General features: G+C 35.7%; 16 protein-coding genes and 2 pseudogenes. 8 read left to right on the forward strand and 10 right to left on the reverse strand.

The window, feature by feature from the left end; genetic code table 11:
• Positions 1–1,735: 1,735 nt before the first annotated feature.
• Positions 1,736–4,087 (reverse strand): S9 family peptidase, encoded by a 2,352-nt coding sequence (locus tag P700755_RS08425; protein ID WP_015024264.1) that lies wholly within the window; start codon positions 4,085–4,087, stop codon positions 1,736–1,738.
• A gap of 95 nt (positions 4,088–4,182) precedes the next feature.
• Here P700755_RS08425 and P700755_RS08430 point away from each other — a divergent pair, with 95 nt between their 5' ends.
• Both P700755_RS08430 and P700755_RS08435 read left to right on the forward strand, forming a co-directional pair.
• Positions 4,183–5,052 carry a ChaN family lipoprotein gene (locus P700755_RS08430; protein WP_015024265.1) on the forward strand — a complete coding sequence of 290 codons (870 nt, stop codon included), beginning with the start codon at positions 4,183–4,185 and terminating at the stop codon, positions 5,050–5,052.
• A gap of 3 nt (positions 5,053–5,055) precedes the next feature.
• Positions 5,056–5,841 (forward strand): amidohydrolase, encoded by a 786-nt coding sequence (locus P700755_RS08435; protein WP_015024266.1) that lies wholly within the window; start codon positions 5,056–5,058, stop codon positions 5,839–5,841.
• Between the two features lie 790 nt (positions 5,842–6,631).
• On the opposite strand, the gene P700755_RS20670 is transcribed toward P700755_RS08435, so the two are convergent.
• From P700755_RS20670 to P700755_RS08460, 4 genes are all read right to left on the reverse strand, one after another.
• Complete coding sequence (locus tag P700755_RS20670; RefSeq protein ID WP_245536028.1) at positions 6,632–6,973, reverse strand: hypothetical protein; 342 nt, start codon at positions 6,971–6,973, stop codon at positions 6,632–6,634.
• Between the two features lie 406 nt (positions 6,974–7,379).
• Positions 7,380–7,796 (reverse strand): hypothetical protein, encoded by a 417-nt coding sequence (locus P700755_RS08450; protein ID WP_015024268.1) that lies wholly within the window; start codon positions 7,794–7,796, stop codon positions 7,380–7,382.
• Between the two features lie 183 nt (positions 7,797–7,979).
• Positions 7,980–9,866 (reverse strand): DUF885 domain-containing protein, encoded by a 1,887-nt coding sequence (locus P700755_RS08455; protein ID WP_015024269.1) that lies wholly within the window; start codon positions 9,864–9,866, stop codon positions 7,980–7,982.
• A gap of 140 nt (positions 9,867–10,006) precedes the next feature.
• Positions 10,007–10,810 (reverse strand): GNAT family N-acetyltransferase, encoded by an 804-nt coding sequence (locus P700755_RS08460; RefSeq protein WP_041758711.1) that lies wholly within the window; start codon positions 10,808–10,810, stop codon positions 10,007–10,009.
• A 925-nt stretch (positions 10,811–11,735) separates the two neighbouring features.
• Here P700755_RS08460 and P700755_RS20675 point away from each other — a divergent pair.
• Positions 11,736–12,026: pseudogene (locus P700755_RS20675) on the forward strand (hydroxymethylglutaryl-CoA lyase); the annotation flags it as partial.
• A 392-nt stretch (positions 12,027–12,418) separates the two neighbouring features.
• Here the strand turns inward: P700755_RS20675 and P700755_RS08470 are convergent.
• Positions 12,419–12,748 carry a T9SS type A sorting domain-containing protein gene (locus P700755_RS08470; protein ID WP_041758258.1) on the reverse strand — a complete coding sequence of 110 codons (330 nt, stop codon included), beginning with the start codon at positions 12,746–12,748 and terminating at the stop codon, positions 12,419–12,421.
• Between the two features lie 276 nt (positions 12,749–13,024).
• Here P700755_RS08470 and P700755_RS08475 point away from each other — a divergent pair, with 276 nt between their 5' ends.
• Positions 13,025–14,140, forward strand: coding sequence for an ISAs1-like element ISPto5 family transposase (locus tag P700755_RS08475; protein WP_083858537.1), 1,116 nt, complete (start codon positions 13,025–13,027; stop codon positions 14,138–14,140).
• Here P700755_RS08475 and P700755_RS08480 read toward each other — a convergent pair.
• Both P700755_RS08480 and P700755_RS21265 read right to left on the reverse strand, forming a co-directional pair.
• Positions 14,126–16,570: an FG-GAP repeat domain-containing protein gene (locus P700755_RS08480; protein WP_015024271.1), complete on the reverse strand. Its 2,445-nt coding sequence runs from the start codon at positions 16,568–16,570 to the stop codon at positions 14,126–14,128. The genes P700755_RS08475 and P700755_RS08480 overlap by 15 nt on opposite strands.
• A gap of 75 nt (positions 16,571–16,645) precedes the next feature.
• Positions 16,646–16,708, reverse strand: a pseudogene (locus P700755_RS21265) (hypothetical protein); the annotation flags it as partial.
• A 69-nt stretch (positions 16,709–16,777) separates the two neighbouring features.
• Between P700755_RS21265 and P700755_RS08490 the strand changes: the two are divergent.
• A protein-coding gene (locus tag P700755_RS08490) for an IS3-like element ISPto4 family transposase (protein WP_086000788.1) occupies positions 16,778–17,940 on the forward strand; the annotation gives its coding sequence in 2 pieces (ribosomal slippage) (positions 16,778–17,015 and positions 17,015–17,940; 1,164 coding nt in all).
• 19 nt (positions 17,941–17,959) lie between these two features.
• Here P700755_RS08490 and P700755_RS08495 read toward each other — a convergent pair.
• On the reverse strand, positions 17,960–18,340 hold the full coding sequence (locus P700755_RS08495) for an HmuY family protein (RefSeq protein WP_211206100.1): 381 nt from the start codon (positions 18,338–18,340) through the stop codon (positions 17,960–17,962).
• Between the two features lie 38 nt (positions 18,341–18,378).
• Positions 18,379–20,460: a TonB-dependent receptor plug domain-containing protein gene (locus tag P700755_RS08500; RefSeq protein ID WP_015024274.1), complete on the reverse strand. Its 2,082-nt coding sequence runs from the start codon at positions 20,458–20,460 to the stop codon at positions 18,379–18,381.
• 112 nt (positions 20,461–20,572) lie between these two features.
• Between P700755_RS08500 and P700755_RS08505 the strand changes: the two genes are divergently transcribed.
• Genes P700755_RS08505 through P700755_RS08515 form a run of 3 tightly spaced genes read left to right on the forward strand, consistent with a single transcriptional unit; the run spans position 20,573 to position 23,555 of the window.
• Positions 20,573–21,481 (forward strand): DUF6607 family protein, encoded by a 909-nt coding sequence (locus P700755_RS08505; RefSeq protein ID WP_015024275.1) that lies wholly within the window; start codon positions 20,573–20,575, stop codon positions 21,479–21,481.
• A 4-nt stretch (positions 21,482–21,485) separates the two neighbouring features.
• Positions 21,486–23,009, forward strand: a complete 1,524-nt coding sequence (locus P700755_RS08510) for an ankyrin repeat domain-containing protein (RefSeq protein ID WP_015024276.1) — start codon at positions 21,486–21,488, stop codon at positions 23,007–23,009.
• 60 nt (positions 23,010–23,069) lie between these two features.
• Positions 23,070–23,555: a DUF2271 domain-containing protein gene (locus P700755_RS08515; protein WP_015024277.1), complete on the forward strand. Its 486-nt coding sequence runs from the start codon at positions 23,070–23,072 to the stop codon at positions 23,553–23,555.
• Positions 23,556–23,562 lie beyond the last annotated feature (7 nt).

Raw genomic sequence — 23,562 nt, forward strand, 5'->3', positions numbered from 1 at the left:
ACGGGACAATTAGGAGTGTTCTTCTCTTTTTAAAGACACTATGGATTTTAATCTTTGTCCCGTTAGGGACTAGCTCTCGGTAAAAAAAAGGTAAACGAAAAAACAGCGTGCCTTTAGGTACGCCCTATGATTTGGGGATTGCTTTTCGACGCCACTATGACTAGCTCCCGATTTTTATGTTGTTGCTAACGCCACAATATGGTGATATCATGATGCTTTATGTTACCCATGTTACCTATATTTAGTCCCTAACGGGACAATTAGGAGTGTTCTTCTCTTTTTAAAGACACTATGGATTTTAATCTTTGTCCCGTTAGGGACTAACTCTTGGTAAAAAAAGATGAACGAAAAAACAGCGTGCCTTTAGGTATGCTCTATGATTTGGGGATTGCTTTTGACTTCCTTATACTAGCTCCAGATTTTATGTTGTACCTGACGGCACAATCTATTGATAGGATTATGCTACATATCATCCTTTTTTTGTCCTAACGGGACAATTAGGGTTGTTCTTCTCTTTTAAAAGGTAACACAAAGCCCAATTTTGAACCCCTCAAATCACTTTCTCAATATGTCCCGTCAGGGACTAGATCTCGGTAAAAAAAAGGTTAACGAAAAAATAGCGTGCCTTTAGGTACACCCTATGATTTGGGGATTGCTTTTCGACGTCACTATGACTAGCTCCTAATTTTTATGTTGTTGCTAACGCCACAATCTGTTGGTATGATTGTACTTTGTGTAACCTATGTTTAGTCCCTAACGGGACAAATAGGAATGTTGTTCTCTTTTACGAGGTAAAGCTCAGCCCAATTTTAAACTCCTCAACTCACTTTATCAATATGTCCCGTTAGGGACTAAATCTCGGTAAAAAAAAGGTTAACGAAAGAATAGCGTGCCTTTAGGTACTCCCTATGATTTTGGGTGTTGCTTTTCGACTTCCTTATGACTAGCTCCTGACTTTTATATTGTACCTCACGGCACAATCTGATGATATCATGATGCTTTGTGTTATCCATGCTACCTATGTTTAGTCCCTGACGGGACAGTTAAGAATGTTGTTCTCTTTTACAAGATAAAGCTAAGCCCAATTTTGAACCCCTCAAATCACTTTCTCAATATGTCCCGTTAGGGACTAACTCTCAGTAAAAAAAAATAAACGAAAAAATAGCGTGCCTTTAGGTACGCCCTATGGTTTGCGTGTTGCTTTTCGACTTCCCTATGACTAGCTCCCGATTTTTATGTTGTACCTGACGGCACAATCTGGTGATATCATGATGCTTTGTGTTACCCATGTTACCTATATTTAGTCCCTGACGGGACAGTTAAGAATGTTGTTCTCTTTTACAAGATAAAGCTAAGCCCAATTTTGAACCCCTCAAATCACTTTCTCAATATGTCCCGTTAGGGACTAACTCTCGGTAAAAAAAAATAAACGAAAAAATAGCGTGCCTTTAGGTACGCCCTATGGTTTGCGTGTTGCTTTTCGACTTCCTTATGACTAGCTCCCGATTTTTATGTTGTACCTCACAACACAATCTGATGATATCATGATGTTACCCATCTTTAGTCCCTAACGGGACAATTGAAGTGTTTGTTTTTTTTTAAAAACACACTATAGATTATGATCTTTGTCCCGTTAGGGACTAACTCTCGGTAAAAAAAAGGTTAACGAAAAAAGTGTGCCTTTAGGTACGCCCTATGGTTTTGTAATTATAAATTACAAAACGCCATTCAAAAATCACTTCCCAATTGTGCTTTCAAAAAGTTTTAGAATACGCCTATACTCATCTGTCCAACTGCTAGGCTGAGTAAAGCCATGTCCTTCGATTGGGTAGACTGCCATTTCCCAATTTTCTTTCTCTAATTCTATAAGGCGTTGTGACAGCCTTACCACATCTTGAAAATGGACATTGGTATCTACAACACCGTGAGCGATCAACAGATGCCCTTCAAGACCTTCAGCAAAGTAAATAGGTGACGACTTTCGGTAAGCTTCTGGATCTAGGTGAGGCTCATTCAGAATGTTGGAGGTATAGCCATGGTTATAATGAGCCCAGTCCGTTACAGATCTTAGAGCTGCTCCGGCGGCAAAAGTATCTGGTTCATTGAATAAAGCCATCAAGGTGATAAAGCCGCCATAGCTTCCTCCATACATCCCGATTTTCTCAGGATCTATACTATAGTTATCTACTAAATACTTAGCCCCATCAACTTGGTCAGATAAATCCTTTCCTCCCATATGTCTATAAATTCCTGTTCTCCAATTTCTCCCATATCCTGCACTTCCTCTATAGTCTATGTCCAAAACCGTATATCCAAGATCGGTCAAAAGATTATTGAACATATACTCTCTAAAATAACTCGACCACCATTTGTGAGCATTTTGAAGATAACCTGCCCCATGAACAAAAATTACCGCGGCTTTTTTATCAACATCTTTGTCTGGAGTATAAAGTCTCGCATAAGGTTTGGCACCATCTTCAGCGGTAAACTGAATCAACTCTGGTGTTTTCCAATCATAACTTTTAAAAGCGTCAGACTGTCCAGAAGTGAGTTCTTCTAAAGAAGAATTCGCTTTAGTCCGCTTTAAATAAAGTTCCTCTGGTGTATTGGAATCCGAAAACAAGACCGCCATATACTTTTCATCTGGAGACAAACTCACTTGATGCTTACCTTCCATTGACGTCAGTTGGATTTTTTCACCTCCCATAACCGGCATTTTATAAAAATGACGCTCTCCTGGATGCACTTCAGAAGACGTAAAAAACCATGAGTTTTGGTCTAAAGACAGTTGGGGGTTAAAGATTTCATACTCGCCATCTGTCAGCTGAATTTGTTTGTTCTTCTTAACATCATGAACATATAGATGTGAGTATCCTGTCGCTTCAGACTGGTAATACACATGAGTATTATCGCCTAGCCAACCCAATGTTCCTCCACCGTAATAACTACCAATCCCAGGGCCCGCAATCCAAGCTTCGTCATGTTGTCTATCTAAAGTTTCTAAAGCGCCCGTGTCCAAATTCAAAAGGCTAATCCAACGGTCCTTATTGTCTTGAGCTCTCATAGACAAAACTGCCTGTTGATCTGTAGAAGAAAATTTTACATCAGAAAAACTGACTTCACGTTCCTTGTTTTCCCATTCTCGATCTGGATAATTCTTGGTATAACTAGGTAAATCTGTGAGGCCAGGCAGTGAGGAAACATCTATCTTGAAAACCGTGTCTTTTTCGATATGGTAAAGCCACAAGTCTCTTTGTTGAGTCTGGTCGCCTACTTTGCTTCTCGCCTCCAAGAGTTTTGTATAGCCAGAAGCATCTACATAATTTGGAACTTCTGTAGATTCTGATTCTGAAGGTTCGTAAGTTTGAAAGGCTAAAAACTGACCTGTTTCACTAATGTTGAAATTAAAGGCTCTTTTTTTATCTAAATAAAAGACGAATTTTTCACCCTCAAATAACTCTTTGTTTTTATCTCTGAGTTCGGAGTTTTCCTTTTGAGTACGCACTTCTTCAAGGAGACTTAAATTTTCATCTTCTAACCATTGATTTTTTTCAGATTTTTTAGAGGTTTGGTCGTTAGAGCTTCCAGATTCTATGTTGGTTTTCTGCTGAATTTGCCCTAGATCAGCATCATAAATAAAGAGATTATTTCTTGAAATAAAGGCATACTTTGAAGTCGTAATAAACTTTGGACTCTGGATGCGTTCTCCAAGATCCAAGATGAGCTGGGCCGATTTCTTTTTCTTATCGTAGAGGTATAAATCTCCAGATTTCACGAAAAGCTTTTGAGTTTGTTTATCGTTATAATCCCCGTAAGCAGGAATTTTTGACTTACGCTCTGTAAGGCTTACTTTCTCGATGTTCGATTTGTTTTTCAACCTTTTTTGATACAACGAGTCAGAAAGCTGTTGTTCTGGATTATAGTCGAAATAAATAATGTCCGACTCCTCGTTCCATTCTATATTAGAGGGAAACGTTCCAAACCATTGTGGATCTTGCATGATTTGGTTGACAGTCAGATCAGATTGGGCTTTTCCGATCCAACTTGCTAGAAAAATGAAGATAAAAATGCGCAGTGAAAAGTTCATAGATTTTATGTTTTGAGAATAGATCAAATATAAAAGCTTTTCGAGTAAAGCTTTAAGGGGAATTCTTATTAATTTTAAGCCTAGATTATATTCTTATGACTTCAAAACCCCATTTAAGTTTAACGCTCCTCTTGCTACTTGTTTTTAATTTGACTTACTCTCAAGAGAAAAAAGCCTTTTCCCTGTATACCCAAGAAGGAGAAAAAATCTCTTATGATACTATGCTGGACAGTTTAAGCAAAACCAATGTGGTTCTGTTTGGAGAGTATCATAATAATCCTATTTCCCATTGGTTACAATTTGGAGTTGTCTCCGATTTAAAAACCTCTAAAATCAACCTTGCCATCGGTGCTGAAATGTTTGAAACCGACACACAATCTGTTCTTAACTTGTATTTAAAAGATAGCCTTACAGAACCTAAGTTTAAAAAAGAGGCTAGAGTTTGGAGCAATTATTCCACAGATTATAAGCCATTGGTAGAGCTAGCAAAACGAGATTCTATCCCCTATATAGCGACCAATATCCCAAGACCTTATGCCACTAGTGTGTACAGAAATGGTGGCTTTTCAGCTTTAGATAGCCTTCCTAAAAACGAGTTGAAGTGGATAGCGCCATTGCCTATTCCTTTTGATATCCATTTAAGTTCATACCAAAATATGCTAGACATGATGGGGGGACATGGAGGGGAAGATCTCGTAAAAGCCCAAGCCATAAAAGACGCGACTATGGCTCATTTTATATTAGAAAATTTAAAACCAAACCAAGTCTTTGTCCACCTTAACGGAAGCTACCATTCCAATTTTTTTGAAGGTATTTACTGGTATCTTAAAACCTACAGAGAAAACCTCAACATCCTAACCCTAACCACGGTTGAACAAAAAAACGTGCATCAATTGAAGGAGGAACACAAAGGTCTAGCGAATTTTATTATTGTTGTAGACGAAAACATGACCAAAACGTATTAAATAATGAACGATACTCTTCAGATCTCTTATATACAAGCCGACTTAATTTGGGAACATCCCAATGCAAACAGAGCTGTTTTTGAAAAAAAAATAGCCACTTGCCCAAAGGATACCGAGGTGATTATTTTACCCGAAATGTTTAACACAGGCTTTTCTATGAATGCTGAAGCCAACGCACAAGAAGTGCCAGACGTTTTGGAATGGATGAAAGCTCAATCTAAAAAACACCACGCAGCGCTAACGGGAAGTGCCATGGTAAAAGAAAATGGAAAGTATTTCAACAGGATGTTCTTTGTAGAGCCTAATGGAAAAGTCTCAAAATACGATAAAAAACACTTGTTTACTTTAGCAAAAGAACAGGAAACGTATACACCTGGCAACGAAAGGTGTGTCGTGCATTATAAAGGTTGGAACATTTGTTTGATGGTTTGCTACGATTTGCGTTTTCCAGTCTGGGCTAGGAATAAAGATGATTATGAGGTCTTGATTTATGTTGCCAATTGGCCAGCAAAGCGAATCTCCGCGTGGGATACTTTATTAAAAGCCCGTGCTATCGAAAACATGAGTTATTGTATTGGCGTTAATATAATTGGAACCGATGGAAATAATTTTCCTTACTTAGGTCATTCTGCGGCCTATAATGTATTGGGAGAACCCTTAAGCTCTCACCTTCCAGAAGAGGAGGTCATAGAAACTGTCATTTTAAAAAAATCTGACCTTGAAACGACTCGAGAAAAACTAGGCTTTTTAAAAGATAAAGATAGCTTTGAGTTCACTACTGAACAATAAACAGTCGTCAAATTCGTGAATGTGCTAAAAAATCTCTACACTTTCCCTGAAATACCATCTCTCAAATTTACTCATCATCATGGGATCATCGGCAAACCATAGAGTTACTCTACCTTAAATCCTCGAGGGCTTATGTTGTGCCTCCCCTACGAATGCTTATTTATTGGCAAAAGGTATTCTCTTTTGTTATTGTTTTTTTGACTTCTAAAAAATGAGAACATTTGTCCATTTCAAGAGAACCAATATTATAGATGTAACGCCCGTACAAATATATATAGCATCTTGCCAATAAAAAGTTCTCGCTCCCCATATCTTCCAATTATGCCCATATTTTGTTTTGATCGTTTCACGGGTAAACTTCCAATAAATTAAAGTGATTATTAAAAAAATAGATACCGCTATTACTATTATCCAAATTTCTGCCATTTGTTGAATTTTTAGTTTGTGTTTTTTTAATTACTGGATATAGATATAACATAACATCTTGTGTTATACCAGTCTTAAAATTCTAAACTAAAACATTTTCGCAACATGGATGTTATTTTTTTTGTTTTAGTCGTCTGATAGCATAAAAAGCTTGTATATATCTCCAGTTAATCTCAGCTTTTAGAGGATGTTAAGCAAAATTAGGCCTAAAAATCTGTAGTATTACTGGAATTGTGGTTTTTACTTTTTAATCAGTTTTTCGAAATGTTAGCCATCGATTCTATCTACCTCAAATCATCGAGAGTTTATGTTGTGCCTACCCTACCAATGCTTCTTAGATATTGTTCAACATTACTTATTCAGGCTAAAATCTGTATCCAATTCTTAGGTGTATGTTAACAGTACCTTCACTTTCATTTTCTAAAAATCCTGCTTGTTTTGCATAAGCATACCTATAACCAATCCCTATTCCAGTTTCATAAGTAAAATGTTTTCCTATATTTCTTCTGATTCCCCAGGTCGGTATAATTGAAATACTACTAATTACAATAACATTTTCCGTATTAGAAATAACAAACCAATCTGGATGATAACTGGTTTTCAGCGAAATAAAATTTCCACTATTTCCATCAATTCTACGTGATTTCTTTACTCTTTTATTTAAGTTGTAATAAAGTCTTGGTTCGAGTGTAATTACAGGTGTCATTAAAAACCCAGTTCCATCGTAGAAACTTCCTCCCCAAATTTCGCTGTCAAATCCGATTTCAGTTCGTAATGCTATTAAGTTTGTGAGTTTAGATTCTTGATGAGCTCAAATTCCTAGAAATCCAGTTTGAATTCCGTAAGTTGATTTTTCCACACTAGCGGTTTGAGGTTTAGCTATTAAAGTCATTCCACACAATGCCATTGTAAATAAAATTCTTTTCATTAAGTTAAATTTTTGTCCTAAAGTTTAAATTGTTATCAAGTGTTACACAACAGCCTTGGTTAAGGAGAGTGTTGTGGAGTAGGGACTCGAACTTGTCGGCTTTTTTGTTTATTCTCAAAAATAACACTTCATTCGAATACCCACTTTATAAGCTTAACCGATTTTACCTGCGGGATTTCTCCCATTATGTGGTCATCGTCAGTATCAATACCAATGTAAAAATCCCAACAGCTGTTGTAAATCTTCCCATTTTTTTTGATTTGGTCCATCCTGCTAAAGAAATCATAGCTATCAATGATATAATTCCCAAAATAAATGAAATAGTTCCTACTATTCTTGGAAATATTAAATCACTTTCGATGACTTCCAAAGGGTAACCTGTAGTCGTTTTCATAAGAAGGGTGGTCATTGCAAAAACTGAAACCAAAAAGAAACTAGCGGCTAATGTGGACACTATCATAATATTTTTAAATATCCGAGTGTTCACCTCTGATACTAATAGATTTGCAATTACCGCGATTGTAAACCCACCAAGTAACGAACTAATCATTATTGTCTGGTCAGCAAGTTTATTCCAGTATCCAAAAGTAATTTCAATCATAAATTCAGTGTGTTTTTACAATTAGATTCTAATACCAAGTTAGACCTATAATGACGCAATAAATCGTTTTACCGATACGAATTCGGCACAGGCTTTTTTCGCCTGCTTTTCATTAAAAATAATTACCGCAGCTAAGGCTATGCTAGTTATTAGTGCCTTTTGCAATAAAGTAAGTTGTAGAAGCTAGATAATATTTTTTGTAAGGGTTTCTCTGATATAAGAGTCAACGATCTCTTCTAAGATACCTAAAGGAACTGCTCCATTTTTCAAGACCACATTATGAAATTCCCGCAAATCGAATTCATTACCAAGTTCTTGTTTTGATTTTTCTCTAAGCTCTAATATTTTGAGCATTCCGATCTTATAAGCACAAGCCTGTCCTGGCCAAACAATATATCTCTCAATTTCCGTAGTTACTTCTGTCGTCGTCATTCCTGTGTTGAGCACCATATAATCGATGGCTTCTTCTCTTGTCCATTTTTTATAGTGAATCCCCGTATCCACCACTAATCTAACAGCCCTGAACATTTCAGCTTGTAATCTGCCTAAGTTTCCAAATGGGTCATTGTCATAAAGACCAAGCTCCCATCCCAATTGCTCGGAGTATAATGCCCAACCTTCTACATATGCTGTAAAAAGCCCTATCGTCCTAAAAACAGGAACACCTTCAAGTTCAGATTGAATAGCTATTTGAAAATGATGCCCAGGAATGCCTTCGTGGTATGCTAATGTTTTCATTCCAAATTTTACAGATTCATGCACGTTCCTAAGATTAGCATAGAAAACGCCCCCTCGTGAATCATCCATGGCCGGACCCTTATAATAGGCGCCAGCGGAACCTTCTTCTTTAAATTCAGGAACGCGCTTCACCTCTAGACCTGCTTTTGGTCGTACATCAAAGGCATCATCCAAACCCCCACTTATTTCAGATAATATACGGTCATATTCATCGAGTACCATTTGCCTTCCTTCATCAGTGTTAGGAAAAAGAAAACGTTCTTCCTTGTTCAATTCCTGAATTATTGCGCCGACTGTTTTGGTTGAATCTACATATCCTTCGGCTAATAGAATATTTTTCATTTCACTCTTTATTCTGGCTACTTCTGATAAACCGATCTGATGTACCTCCTCTGGATTTAGATTGGTTGTCGTGCTTTGTTTCAATTGATGACGATAGTATGCTGCTCCATTAGGGAGCTTCCAAACACCATCATCAGTAGTCGCTTTTTCATCGAGTTTTTCGAAATAATCAATAAGATTTTGATAGGCACGAAAGACTGTTGTGTCTATTTCTACTTCAACTTGTTTTTTATAGGAAGTTTTCTGTTCTGCAGATATCTCATCCAGCTTATCAATTTTCAATTCAAAATTGGTGTATAGAATATTCGATTTTTCTGCTGATAGAGTCGTGTTTGAAACCTTAGTTGAGTCTGTGGTTTCTGTTAGTATTCCTGTGAAGCCTTTCATTTCGTCAACCACTCTTTTAATCACAAACTTTGGAGGAATGATGCCTTTATTCTCTGCTATTTTCAAGTTTTCAATTAATTGCTCAAACTTCGTGTCGAATTTCGAAAGCCTGGAAATATAGGCTTCGACATCACTCTCATCCCTAAGTTTATGGGCGCTTTCCATAAGACTTGGCAATCCGCTTTGGATACCGCCCATTTGGTTTACAGGATAACCGTGATAGAAAAATGGTTCACTATCCTTTAACCCTTGTAAATAGAAGGCCAAAATTTTGGTGTTCAGCTTATTTTCTTCCGATTGACTTTCAAAATCATAACTCATCAATGTCTCGTAGTCTTCTTTCATTTTATAGAAAGATTCCCATTGTTTTGCATCGGAGATATCATCCAATTCATCTTTTGATCTATCGTATAGAATAGGAATCCCAACGGATGTTGTTAGTTCCGGACTATCTATGGCCAATTCTACAAAGATCTTATCGTAAAAGTGTTCGATATTAAATGGTCGAAACCAAATAAGGTTTATGAGCCAAAAAATACCGACTAAAAAAAGTATAAGAATAGTTCTTGATGTCCAAAATTTCCAAGTGCGTTTTTTCGTCATTATAGTTATTTTATTTAGCAATACATTTTTTTAGCATTTTACGCTAACACATTTTAATTGTAGTCGTTCTTTAATAAAAGGCTAAGGTTTGGCCAAACTGCAGTTTCATGCAGTTTAGGTTTTGTTGGCTAATGGATTTATTAACCACAATATCCGCCCCCATAAGAATAAATATATTTTGGGTTCCATTTGTTTTCTTTACCCAAAATCATTCTTGACCATTTAACTCCTTTCTTCAAACCGTAACTCTCTAGAAAATTAACGCCTTCTCCATTATCTATTGGCAATAATGTTCTCATTCCTTGTTTTGTGTGCTTTAATTTTAACAATTCAATTCCTGCTTTGCTATCCTTGGACAAAACTAAACCACGTCCAAGGTGTGGAAGGTAAAATTCCAACAACTCCTTATCATTATTGAAGTATCCTGTTCCGGTTGCAAAATATTTATCTATCAGATGTATCCTATTCTCACCATTTGTTTCCTTATCCAGTTTATATATACTTTCTAAATCTGATTTTTTCAATCTCCGCATGGAATTTGTATAATTAAAATCCATGTCTACTTCTGAATCGAAGCATTGGTATTCCATTATTTTTCTAAAGCCAACTTTTTGATAAACGGTCTCTCCAAGTTCAGTAGCAATTAACAATTGTGTTTCACACCCTTTATGATTTAAAAAGTCAACAAGAAATTTTGTCATTTTATACCCTAAACCTTTACCCCGGTGATTCTGATCTACAATAATGTTTGCAAGCCAACCAACTTTTTCTTTGAGCATGACATTTCCTGTCCCTACGATTAGTTCATCCTGAATTATGACAAAAGCATGGAAAAAGTCATCTTCGATAAAACTCTTTACAAAAGCTTCGTAATCAAATTTCCAATCTATTGGTGGAAGATTATTTAATCCTTTTATATCCGTTCCTTCTAATTCTCTAATCATTAGATTAATTCTCACATTTAGAATCATGGTTTTTAACGTAAAGCCAAAATTGTTGCCTTTTTTTATGATATGATTAAGCACTAAAGTTAATAAATAAATTAAAAATAGAAAATCCGCGAGTTCCGACACTTTGGGCTTCGTAAGTAAACTAAAACTAGCCATAAATTATATACGGCTTAAGTTTAATTTCTAATACCTTAAGTTATAAATCAGAAAGAACAAAAGAAAAAATTAATCGTTCTCTATACGATGAAGCTTTAAACTTCAACAATCCCAGAGCCTCGGGATTAATTCTCTCTCTATTACTACTTAAATCATGGTCTCCTTATAAATATAGGGACTGTGAGACATTAGATCTTATTTTCAAGCCTTTACTAAGCTTGTCTTAATGTTGTTGTTACCCATAGCTAGTTCTTTCATAAATCAATTCTTATAGATGAATATAAAGAAACTTTGGAGTTGACATCAGTAAGAATGTTTTTGATGTCCACTGTAGTTCTACAAGTGATAATCAGTACAAAACCGATGATACAGGTTTTAAAAAATTTCTTAAAGACTTGCCTAAAGGTTCCTTAGTAGTAATGGAAGCTACAGGGTGTTATCAGTATAGACTTGCTCAGCTTCTTTTAAAATAAGAAATACTTCATGACCCACCCTGAGCTTAACAGCCCCAAGAACAACCCCTTGGACGCAACGTTGTGTTTAATACCAAATTAGACCTATAATGACGTAACAAACGGTTAATACCAATTTAGCATCCGAATGTCGGATAAAATCAGTTTCTTTTTCACTTATTAATCGTCATAAAATAGAACTATAACTGGTGCTATGCTTATATTTTTTTCCTCAACTAAGTAAAAAACTTGTACTGAGCTACATCGTAGAATAATTCAAATTTTTAATACAAGATTTAAAAACTAAATTGGTATTAGAAATAGCAGACAAAAGCAACAAAAAAATGATGGTTTATATTTCTATCAGATTTTGAAATCCATATGGTGATCTTTGGAATTTTGGTATCGTAGATGGGTGGACCGAACGTTTATCTAAAATGGGAGTCAAGATTTTGTCTTTAAATGATACTATAGGCAGTTTAGACCCTGAAAATATTAATTATCTCTTTTCAAATTTAATTCCAGCCTATTCAAATATTGAGTTTGGAGCTCATCTTTACATGACACCAAGTATTTGGTGTAAACAAATTTATGCTACTTATACCAAATTAGCATCCAAATGTCGTACAAAATCAGTTTCTTTTTCACTTAATAATCGTCATAAAATAGAACCATAACTATTGCTATGCTTATATTTTTTTCCTCAACTAAGTAAAAAATATTTCAACTTTTTAATACAAGATTTAAAAACTAAATTGGTATTACTCAAGCGGCTGCGGCCGTTTTGATCGTTGTCTTATGGCAAAAGATATACTGACTGGTCATATGCCAACAGAAAAAATGCTATTCAATTATACTCAAAAAAAGCACATCAACTTACTGCGATGTGTTTTGAGAGTTCTTTTAATAAAGCGACTAGTATGTTTTCGGAGTACCATTAAAAAAAAGACTGCCCTTACAGACAGTCTTTTAATTAAATAGTATTTGGTTAAGCTTATTTTAGGATAATCCTTTTGGTCGTCGTGAATCCTCCAGAGGTGAATTGTAAAATATAAATACCACCCGCTAGCGATGACAAATCGAGTGATTTATTATAAAACCCTCCAACTTTATTTAATGTAGTTTGCAGTATTTTTTTTCCGACAGTAGAAAAAATCACAACATTATGTTCGTCTGAATTTAATTTACTGGTATCATAATTTAGATTGATTTTTTTATCATTTGACGGATTTGGATAAACGCTAAAAGATAAATTATTAGAAACGTTTTCAATGCCCAAAGTCTCACTTGTAGCTTTATCAGAAATAATAAAAGCAGTATCCACAGCACTTACAGACCAATAGTAATTTGTATTTCCTAAGTTTTTAATAGTCCATGAATTACCATTGACTTTGTAAGATGCAATCTCAGAACCATTTTGAGTCGTCCCTACATTTAAAAAATAAAATAAACCGTCTGATGGTGCAGGGCGAACGCATTAAAAAAAGTTTAAGTTAATTGGGTAAAAATGAGTGTTAATCACTTAAAATTCATCATATTATTTGTTGTTTTTTAGTTTAAAATATTGTATATTATATTGATAACCAATACTTTATACATTTTGAAAACTACCCAAAAGCTAAAGACCATATTTGGTCAAATACCCGACTTTAGACGTTCTCACAAGCAACTTTACGATTTAGAAAGCATCCTTCTCATCGGGATTATTTCAGTGATTTGTGGAGCAGATTCATGGAATGAAATGGAAAACTACGCCAACTCAAAAGAAGAATTTCTTCGTAGCTTCCTTGATTTGCCTAATGGTATCCCCTCGCACGACACATTTAATCGCGTTTTTTCTAATATTGACAGTAATCAATTTGAAAAATGCTTTATACAATGGGTTAGTGCTCTTGCACAACTACAGCCCAGAGAAATCATTGCTATAGATGGTAAAACAATTAGAGGTGCTAAAGCTGGCGGTAAAAAATCCCCAGTACACATGGTTAGTGCTTGGGCAAATGACAATAATTTGGTTTTAGGACAAGTGAAAGTTTCCCACAAGTCAAATGAGATCACTGCCATTCCAAAATTATTAAAAGTCTTATCCATAGAAAATACTATTGTAACTATTGATGCTATGGGATGTCAAACTAAAATAGCTAAGGCCATCGTTAAAAAAAATGCAGACTATATCTTGGCTGTAAAAGAGAATCAACCTCAGTTACTAGAGCATATTGAAGATGAATTTAGATTTGGAAAAACTATGGAATCAAACCTTAGCCAAGAATTAGACCATGGCAGAATAGAAACCAGGACGTGCAGTGTAATAAGCAACTTTAAGTTTATTTTAAAAAACAATAACTGGGAAAACCTAACAAGTGTTATAAAAATAGAAAGCAAACGTGAGTTTAAAAACTCACAAAAGCCTGCACAACACGCAATACGATATTATATTTCAAGTATAAAGGCTAGCTCCCAAGATTTTCAAAAAGCCATTCGTTCTCATTGGTCTATAGAAAATAAGTTACACTGGACTTTAGATGTTGCTTTTTCAGAAGATGCTTCTAGAAAAAGAACAGGTAACTCCACTCAAAATTTCTCCATACTCAATAAAATTGCACTAAATTTATTGAAAAATGAAAAATCATTAAAAACAGGGGTGAAGAGCAGAAGACTTCAAGCGGGATGGGACAATCACTATCTGATAAAAGTGCTGAATCTAATGAAAGTTTAATGCGTTTGCCCTGTCTGATGGTGTAAAATCGTCAGAAGCATTATCCCAAGTAAATGTTATAGAATCATCAGTATTTATTTGATTCGAAAGATTTGCAGGTACATTCGGTTGTGTATTGACCACATCGATATTGTTTTTATGTAAAACTGATTGAGATACATAAGCAGCATCATCAAAAAAACCAGAAACTAAAATATCAAAGTCGTTCTCATTGTCGTAATCGGACCAAGTCACATTTGTGCTTCCACCAAGATTAATAAGACCTTCTTCTACCAACGTAAAAACCGTGCCGTCGTTTCTATAAAGATAAGTAAGATCATTAAAGTTATTATCTGTACCAGATAACACTAAATCTAAATCACCATCGTTATCATAATCTCCCCAAGCTAATGGCGTTGTACCACTTGAATTACCGACACCTTCTAATACAATATTTGAATCCGTAAACATACCGGTTCCGTCATTATTATAAATTTTACTTAAGTAATCATAATTAGCATCATAACCTGTGAATACTAAATCTAAGTCACCATCATTATCGTAATCTCCAAGCGTTACCCAGCTATCTGCTGTGGCAAAAGGGATTTGACCTTCTGAGAAAATACCGTCTACATTATTGAATATTTGAGCATAATTATCGCCGTTTAAATCATAGCCATTAATTATAATATCTAAATCTTCATCTTTATCAATATCTCCAAACACAGCATTACCACCTTGTACCCCTGGTAAATTAGCAATTGCATCAGAGAATGTGCCATTAGTATTATTATAAATTGTGGTACCCCTTCCATTACTCCCTACTCCTGTAATCAATAGATCCAAATCTCCATCATTATCATAATCACCAAAATCAATAGAACTATAAATGACGCCTTCTAACTCTTGTTTTACGGTAAAAACGCCACTATTATTTTCATAGACGGTCAAGAAAAAAGAGGTGATATCATCATAATTTTGACCAGAGACTACTAAATCCATATCACCATCATAATCAATATCTAAAAACTTTACAGCTCCTAAATGGAGACCTTGTACATTAGGCTGTGAAATCAAACTCATTACTCCATTGTTATTTTCATAGAAATCTACTTTACTTGTGTCAGCAAATTCATTAGCATCTGTATCTAAAGCTCCAGAAATGACAAGGTCTTTATCGCCGTCATTGTCAATATCTGCCCAATCTGATGATGAGAAAAAATAGTCGTCGATTTCAGATGTAATAGGTTCAAATACACTTGGTGTTATTGTTTGGTTTAAAAATACTGTAGTCTTTGGTGTATTGTTTTCATCATATCCTGAAATAACAATATCAGGCCTCCCATCGTTGTTAATATCTCCAGAATCGCCATCTCCATAATATGAAGCTGTTAAGACGCTATCAGTTTGTGTGAAAGTGTCGTCTCCATTATTTACAAAAACGTAATGCGCAGAATCACCCTCTCCTGGTGTTGTTGTTGCGCCAACTATTAGTAGATCTACTAAACCATCTAAGTTAAAATCATTCCATTCCAAAATGCTATGTGAAACACCTGGAAGATTAATGTTTAATGGTGTAAAAGTGTTACCATCTATATTTTTATAAATGGTTGTTTGGCGTTCTACGCCACTATATCCACCTGTGACAGAGACAACTAAGTCTATAAATCCGTCGTTATTGTAATCTGCCCATTCTGTATCTCCTAACCAACTTTGAGTTAAATCAATGTTACTGTTAGAAAAGGTATTATCACCATTATTGGTATATATATTAACAGAATAGCTACCACTAATTGCGTCAAACCCGCTTAAAAGAAAGTCTGGGTAATTATCATTATTATAATCAGCCCATTTTATTCTTCCATAATTCATTCCAGGAATCGTTTCTAGATTGTTAATTTCTGTTACTGTATTATCTCCATTGTTTATAAATAATTTGGTTACAAATGTCCATGTATTAGTTTCAATGCCTGTAGTAGATATATCTACATCACCATCATTATCAAAATCTGAAAAAGCAACTTCGCCCAAGTACATTGGAGGCAGTCCTAATTCTAATTCGCTAAAAGTGTTATCGGTATTGTTTATGTATAGTTTTGTTAACCCACTTACGGAAGCATCATGTCCTTGTATAAGAATGTCTTGATAACCATCGTCATTATAATCTGCCCATCGTGCAGAACCTAGAGCTACTTGTGGTAGGTTACTTGTTGTTTGAAGTATGTAATTATCATTATGATAAATATATAAGCCTCCTTCTATATCACCAGAGGCATTATTTCCAGAGAGATATAAATCCATATCACCATCGTTGTCCACATCTCCTAGAGCTGTTATGGAATTATAGATCTCAGGGAGGCTTGTGCTTATTGGTGAAAAATCTTGAGCCTTAACAGAGCATATGCAGGCCATGGCAAATATTACGAGTTGTAATCTTTTATTTAGAATCATTCTAACTTATGTTTTAGGGTAAAAAAAAGAGAGCTTATTTTATCTCTCTTTTTTTGTTAATTAATTTATGTGAGCTTATTTTAAAATTAGTTTTTTAGTTATGTTATTGTTTCCAGATGTGAATTGTAAAATATAAACACCTCCAGGTTGGAGTGTCTACCTTTGATGTGACGATTTTTATGAGTTTATAAATTTTATATTTGAGTTATGGTAAAAAAGTATGACAATGAATTTAAAGTTATGATCGTCGAACTATTAAATTCTGGTATTGAGACAAAACAAGTTAGTGAGGATTATGATTTAAGCCTTAATATGATTGGTCGTTGGAAACGAGAATACAAGCTCAAATCTGGAGACTTTTCAAAGAAGAAGGAGTTATCTATTGAAGCTCAAGAGCTCAAAGCATTAAAGAAAGAGTTAAAGAATGTAACGATGGAACGTGACATCTTAAAAAAGGCGGTGAGCATCTTCTCCAAGAGCGACTGATAAGATATCAATTCATTTTAAAGAATGTTGATATGTATCCAGTAGAGAAGATGTGCAAATCCATGAGAGTTAGCAAGAACGCTTATTATCATTGGTTTAAAAACAAAGACATTGTAGTTTTAAAAACAGCGACAGCGGTTCTAAAAGAGAGGATCAAAATTATTTTTGAGCAAAGTAGAGAAATTTATGGTAGCTCTAGGGTTCAAAAAATGTTAGAACGAGAAGGCTTGGTTTACTCTCGTTCCTACATCGGTTTACTGATGAAAGATATGGGGCTAAGAAGTGTTCTAAAGAGAAAATTCGTTCTTACAACAAACTCTAATCATCCATATTTAACTAAGGAAAATGAGTTAAATAGAGAGTTCTCTAGTTTTAAATTAGGGGAGAAATGGGTGTCTGACATCACTTATATTCGAGTTAATGATGATTGGAATTACTTAACAACCATCATAGATTTAGCAGATAGAAAGGTGGTTGGATGGTCTTTAAGTGAAGATATGACTACTCAAAATACAGTTCTGAAGGCTTGGATTGATGCTCGAAAAACAAGAAGTATTCATAAAGAATTTATTTTTCATTCAGATAGAGGTGTGCAATATGCTTCGAATAAAATGACTAACATTTGCAATTTTAACCTTAAAATAACTCAAAGTATGAGTAGGAAGGGGAATTGCTGGGACAATGCTGTAGCTGAAAGCTTTTTTAAAACAATCAAATACGAATGGCTATATAGATTTAAATTTACCTCATATAATCAATTATATGAGTCTATTGATAGCTACATTCATTGGTATAATACCGAAAGATTACATTCTAGTTTAGGATATTCCTCACCTCTAGAAATGGAAATAAAATTGAGAGGATTTATTAAAAAAATAGCTTAAAAAATTAGTCACAAATTTACTAGCTATTCCAATCGACGCTGTCAAACGTTCCTGTTACGATAGTAGCACCAGCATCACCATTTCTTGTAGGTTCATCATTTGTGCCTGTAGCTGTTCCACCATTTATGGCAATAGTCGTACCTCTAAAGGCAATGTCCCACTCTGTATCGCTGGTGGTTTCTGCGCCAGTTTTAAAATCAAATTTTGTAAATGGACCTCCTACATCCATTCCCGTTCCCTGACCACCGGTTTGAGGTGCTGATAGATTACTTATCTGTTCTGCTTGAACAGGGTCTGATATTGGTATATTGTCATCGTCGCTGCTGCAAGATGTGAATGCCATAAATAATACTGCTAGTGCTAGTGTCTGTACTGTTTTCATTGTTTTCATTGTTTTCATTCTAATTGTGTTTAAAAACCTGCCCGACGGCAGGCGGGTTAAAATTGATAATTGAGTTTTACGTATCCTTGAATTCCCGGCAACGTTGGAATATTGATATCGGTATAGTCCAAAAGATTATTTGCTCCTACCTGTACTGTGAAATCTGTATAAAAGGTTTTGCTAGCTGCTACATTTGCCGTTACAAAACCATCGATAAAACTGGTATCATAAGAATCGATAAGTCCATTTCCATTAGTGTCGAACTGAGCATATTTGCTTCGATATAGAAGTCGTAGATTAATGTTTGCCTTTGCGGAAACAATATCATAAAACACCTTGAAGTTGGCATTGTGCCGAGAGCGGTTCACGAGCCCAAAATAATCGGACTGCGTGACCGCCACGGTCTGGTTTGTCCCAGGGTCACGGGCAAATACTTGACCATCTTCTACCTCTTGTTGTTTGTTTTTATCGTAGGCATAAAGCAACTGATAGCCAGCACTTACATTAAAGGCCTCGGTTATTTTATACCCTGTGTTGATTTCAAGTCCTGTGGTATAGATTTCATCAAAATTGACATAACTGAAAATATTTTGACCGTTGGTTTTGCGGGCAATAATGCGTGTATCGATAAGGTTCTTAATATCGTTTCTAAAAAAATTAAGTTCGCTATTCCATTTGCCTTCTTTGAAAGTCAATCCTAAATTATAACCAACAGAACTTTCTGCTTCTAACGGATTATTTAAGTCATCTCCCGAAACTACCACGTTAAGAATTTGTCCTTGTTCTTGAAGCTCTTGTAATTTATCCAGAGCCACGTTATACCCCAGAACCGTATAACCAACTGCCGAATTGGTAAAATCAAAATACAACTGTCTAAAGTCTGGCGCTTTAAAACCATAGCCTACCGAGCCTTTTACAGCAAATGCATCACTCAATTTATAACGCATTGCCAGTTTGGGACTAAATTGATTGCTATATTCCGAATGATTGTCAAAGCGAGCACCAGCAATAACATTGAGTCGTTCTATAGGATTGATGTCATATTGTGCATAAACATATTGCGAGTTGAAACTTACAAGTTCATCAAAAAACGTTCTGTCCAAAGCATCATATTGAAAGCCCAATCCTGCCGTTAGCGTTCCTGCGTTTGTGAAAGTGTAATTTCCACGAATTTCTGGTCGTAATAATTTTTGATCAAAATCACTATCGCTCAACACCTCTTCGGTAATTGGGTTTGCAAGTCGCTCATTGGCTACATAATTGGTATAATACAATTCATAAGCTGTCGTGAATTTTTCGTTCCATTTTTGGTCGAGCCTTGCATGGGCATTCCATTCCCGTTCTTTGCTATCTCCTTCAAACAGAACATCGTTGAAGGTAAATCCAGCATCCTGTACTTGGTCATAAAATCGTGTAGATGTGAATAAAGATAGCTTGTCATTAAAGTCATAATACACTCGACCATTAACGGTATAACTTTCAAATGGATTGACCGTTTGACCCTCTTCTTCAGGATTTAAATCATAGCCTTCGCTGGAAAATCGGTTGACAAAAAACCCATAACGCAACTTTTTAAAACGCTGTTTAATATCAAGATTGATATCTTGTTGTACAAAACTGCCTATGCGATAAGAAACGTCTCCCTGCAGGTCTTCAGTTTTTGGTTTTTCCGTGATAATATTGATGACACCCCCCAAAGCTTCAGAACCGTAAAGACTGCTCGAAGGTCCTTTTACCACCTCAATCTGTTTGATATTGCCCACCGTAAGCCTGCTCAAATCAAAATTTCCGGCACTTCTACCCACAAGTGGCACCCCATCTATAAGAATCAAAATATAATCTGATGAGATCCCTTGAATTTGTACACCTTCAAAACCACTTTCATCAGCCACGGTTATAATTCCTGTTTGCTCGCTTAATATTTCATTTGAGCGGATTGTACCCGACTGTAAAATTTTCTTTTTTGAGATTAAAGTTACTGGCAGTGGTAAAGATGAAAGTTGTCTTTCTGTACGCGTGGCCGTAAGGATAACTTCCTCTAAATTGTTGATTTGAGTGCTATCTACGCCCTCTTGGGAAACTACTTTCAAAAAAGATAAAATTATCAAAGTGTTTATAATAAGGAGTTTATAGTTCATTTTATTTATAACCAATCTTAATAGAGTTCAAATATATATATATTATTGTTATTTAGATTTAATAAAAATAGCTATTTTTGAGAAAAAATTATTAATCAATAAATCCTATTTCATGAAAACACCTTTTTACACCCTATTGGCACTATTGTTTTCGATAAGTGCAATTTCTCAAACATCAAAAAAACAAGAAGACCGCGAAGCTATCAAGACTATGTGTGGCTGTTTTGAGGTCGCTTTTAACTTTGCAGAGACCTTTAATTACAGTACTGATTCGCTTTACAAGCCCTCAAAAACGAAAATGGTCAAAGGTTTGGAATGGGCACAATTAGTGACCGATACAGATGATAAAATCCAAATTCAGCATTTGTTACAAGTCGGTAATCCTGCCGAACCTATGGTTATGAAGCATTGGCGTCAAGATTGGTTGTTTGAGAACACAGATTTATACTCTTACAACGCAGAGAATGAATGGAAGTTTAAAAAATTCTCTTCTCCCGAAGTTACAGGACAATGGACACAGAAAGTATTTCAAGTAGATGACAGTCCGCGTTATGAAGGGTCTGGCTCTTGGGTACATGTAGATGGTAAAAGTTATTGGGAAAACACCACACCTGCACCTTTAGCAAGACGTGAATATACCACCAGAAGCGACTACAACGTTTTGATGCGTGGCAACCGTCACGAAATTACAGATTACGGTTGGGTACATGACCAAGATAATACCAAAATTATCCGTGAGACTGGCAAGGAAGATATCGTATTGGCTAAGGAAAAAGGATATAACACCTATGTAAAAGTAGATGACAGCAAATGTGCTGCTGCCTCACAATGGTGGAAGGACAATGACAAAAAATGGGCTTTAGTTCGTGCTAAATGGGATGAAGTTTATGGCCGCAATAAAGACCTTGTTCTTGAAGAAAAAGTAGACAATAAGCCGCTCTATAAGTTTTTATTTGAAGAAGAAAGTTACGAAAAGGAAGCCGAAATTGATGAAGTCATTGAATCTTTCGTAAAAAAATAGTAAGATGAAGATTTTGAAAAATGTAACGCTGCTTGCTATGCTCTTTATGAGCATAGTGGCAGTGGCACAACAAGATAATGTACTTCTTGACCGTTCCTTCTGGAAAGGAAATCCAGACTTGAAAACAGTAAAGCAAAAAATCGCTGAGGGCAATGATGCAACCGCCTTAAATGAGAATGCATTTGATGCCGTAATCTATGCGTTACTTGAAAATGCAGATGATAGTATCATAAAGCACCTCTTGTCTTTTGAAGGAAATCCGGTTGATAAAAAAACCCACGACAGCCGTATCTACTTGCATTGGGCGGCCTATGCTGGACAAACCGAAATGGTCAATTTTTTACTCGATAAGGGTTCTTCTGTTACGAAATTAGACAGCCACGGTTATACACCACTTGCCTTTGCAGCGAATGCAGGTCAGAAAAACAAAGCCCTGTACGACGCTTTTGAAAGTCACGGTGTAAATCTTCTTAATGAGAAAAATGAAAGTGGTGCTAACCTACTTTTACTGGTTGCGCCATCACTTTCCAATGAAGAAGAGTTGAATTTCTTCACCGGAAAAGGTCTAAAACTTAATAGCACAGATAAAAATGGCAACGGTATTTTCAATTACGCCTCCAAAAAAGGGAATATAGATTTTCTAAAATTGCTTATTAAAAAAGGTGTGGATTATAAATCATCGAACAAAAAAGGGGGGAATGCCTTTTTATTCGCAGCACAAGGCGGACGTGGTTATAGTAATCCGTTGGCAGTTTATGAGTACTTGAAAAGTCTTGGTCTTGAGCCTAATATCGTGACCAAAGACGGCTACACGCCCTTACATAGATTGGCGTACAACACTAGCGATCCAGCGATTTTTGAATTTTTCCTAACTGCTGGTGCAGATGTAAACCAAAAAGATGCCGAAGGCAACACACCCTTTCTCAATGCAGCATCCCGAAATGAACTGGAAATGGTAAAACTACTTTCCAAAAATGTAAAAGACTTCGATGCTACAAATAATAATGGACAGTTGGCTTTAATGCTTGCGTTTCAACGTAACAGTCCAGAAGTGGCAGAATTCTTATTGAATAAGAAAAGTGATGCTGAAATTTATAGTGAGGGTCGTAGAAATGCAAAAGACAAGAAAGGCAATACCATCGCTTATTATTTGGTAGCCTCTTTTGATAGCAGAAAACCTGATGAATTTGATGCCAAATTAAAACTGCTTCAAGAAAAAAATATACAATTAAACACCACGCAAGCTGAAGGAAACACGCTATTTCATCTTGCCACCAAAGACAATGAATTAGGGGTATTGAAACGCCTTGTAGATTTTAATATTAACATCAATGCTAAAAATGGAAAAGGGTTAACCGCTTTACACCTTGCTGCTATGAAAGCTGAAGACAGCCAAATAATGAAATACCTAATCTCAAAAGGTGCGGATACAAAAATCAATACCGATTTTGAAGAAACGGTTTTTGACTTGGCCAGCGAAAATGAACTCTTACAAAAACAAAACACCTCATTGAATTTTTTAAAGTAATATGAAGCCCATAATCCCGAAATAAATTCGGGACAAGTTGGGCCTTAAAAATTTAGCTTAATGAAAACACTATTTAAAATTATTCCTGTGATGGTAATTGCAATATTATTGCTCTCGGCATTTACAACTACTGAAAACAAAGCTGTAAAATGCCTTATACAAATGACCAATTACACAGGCGAAGGTGCTTATGTAATTGTTTCTTTAATGAATCCATCTGGCGACTATGAAGAAACCCTTTACGTGCAAGGCAAAGACAGTGAATGGTTTAGTGAAATCCCTGAATGGTGGAAATTCTATGGGAAATATCGCCCTAATATCGATGCTATTTCGAGTGCAACGATAAGCGGTGGCGAACGTACCGTTACTGTATTGCAGATTCCAACCGATAAAGTTGATAAAGGATACAGCCTGCGTTTTGAAACTTCGGTAGAAGACCAAGACTATTATGCCGCTGATATTCAATTTGAGTTGACCACAGAAAATCTTAAATCCAAAAAAGAGGGGAAAGGGTTTATACGCTATATAAGAATGCTTCTGCAGTAAAAATTAC

It is taken from the genome of Psychroflexus torquis ATCC 700755 (assembly GCF_000153485.2).
GTDB classification, from domain to species: Bacteria; Bacteroidota; Bacteroidia; order Flavobacteriales; family Flavobacteriaceae; genus Psychroflexus; species Psychroflexus torquis.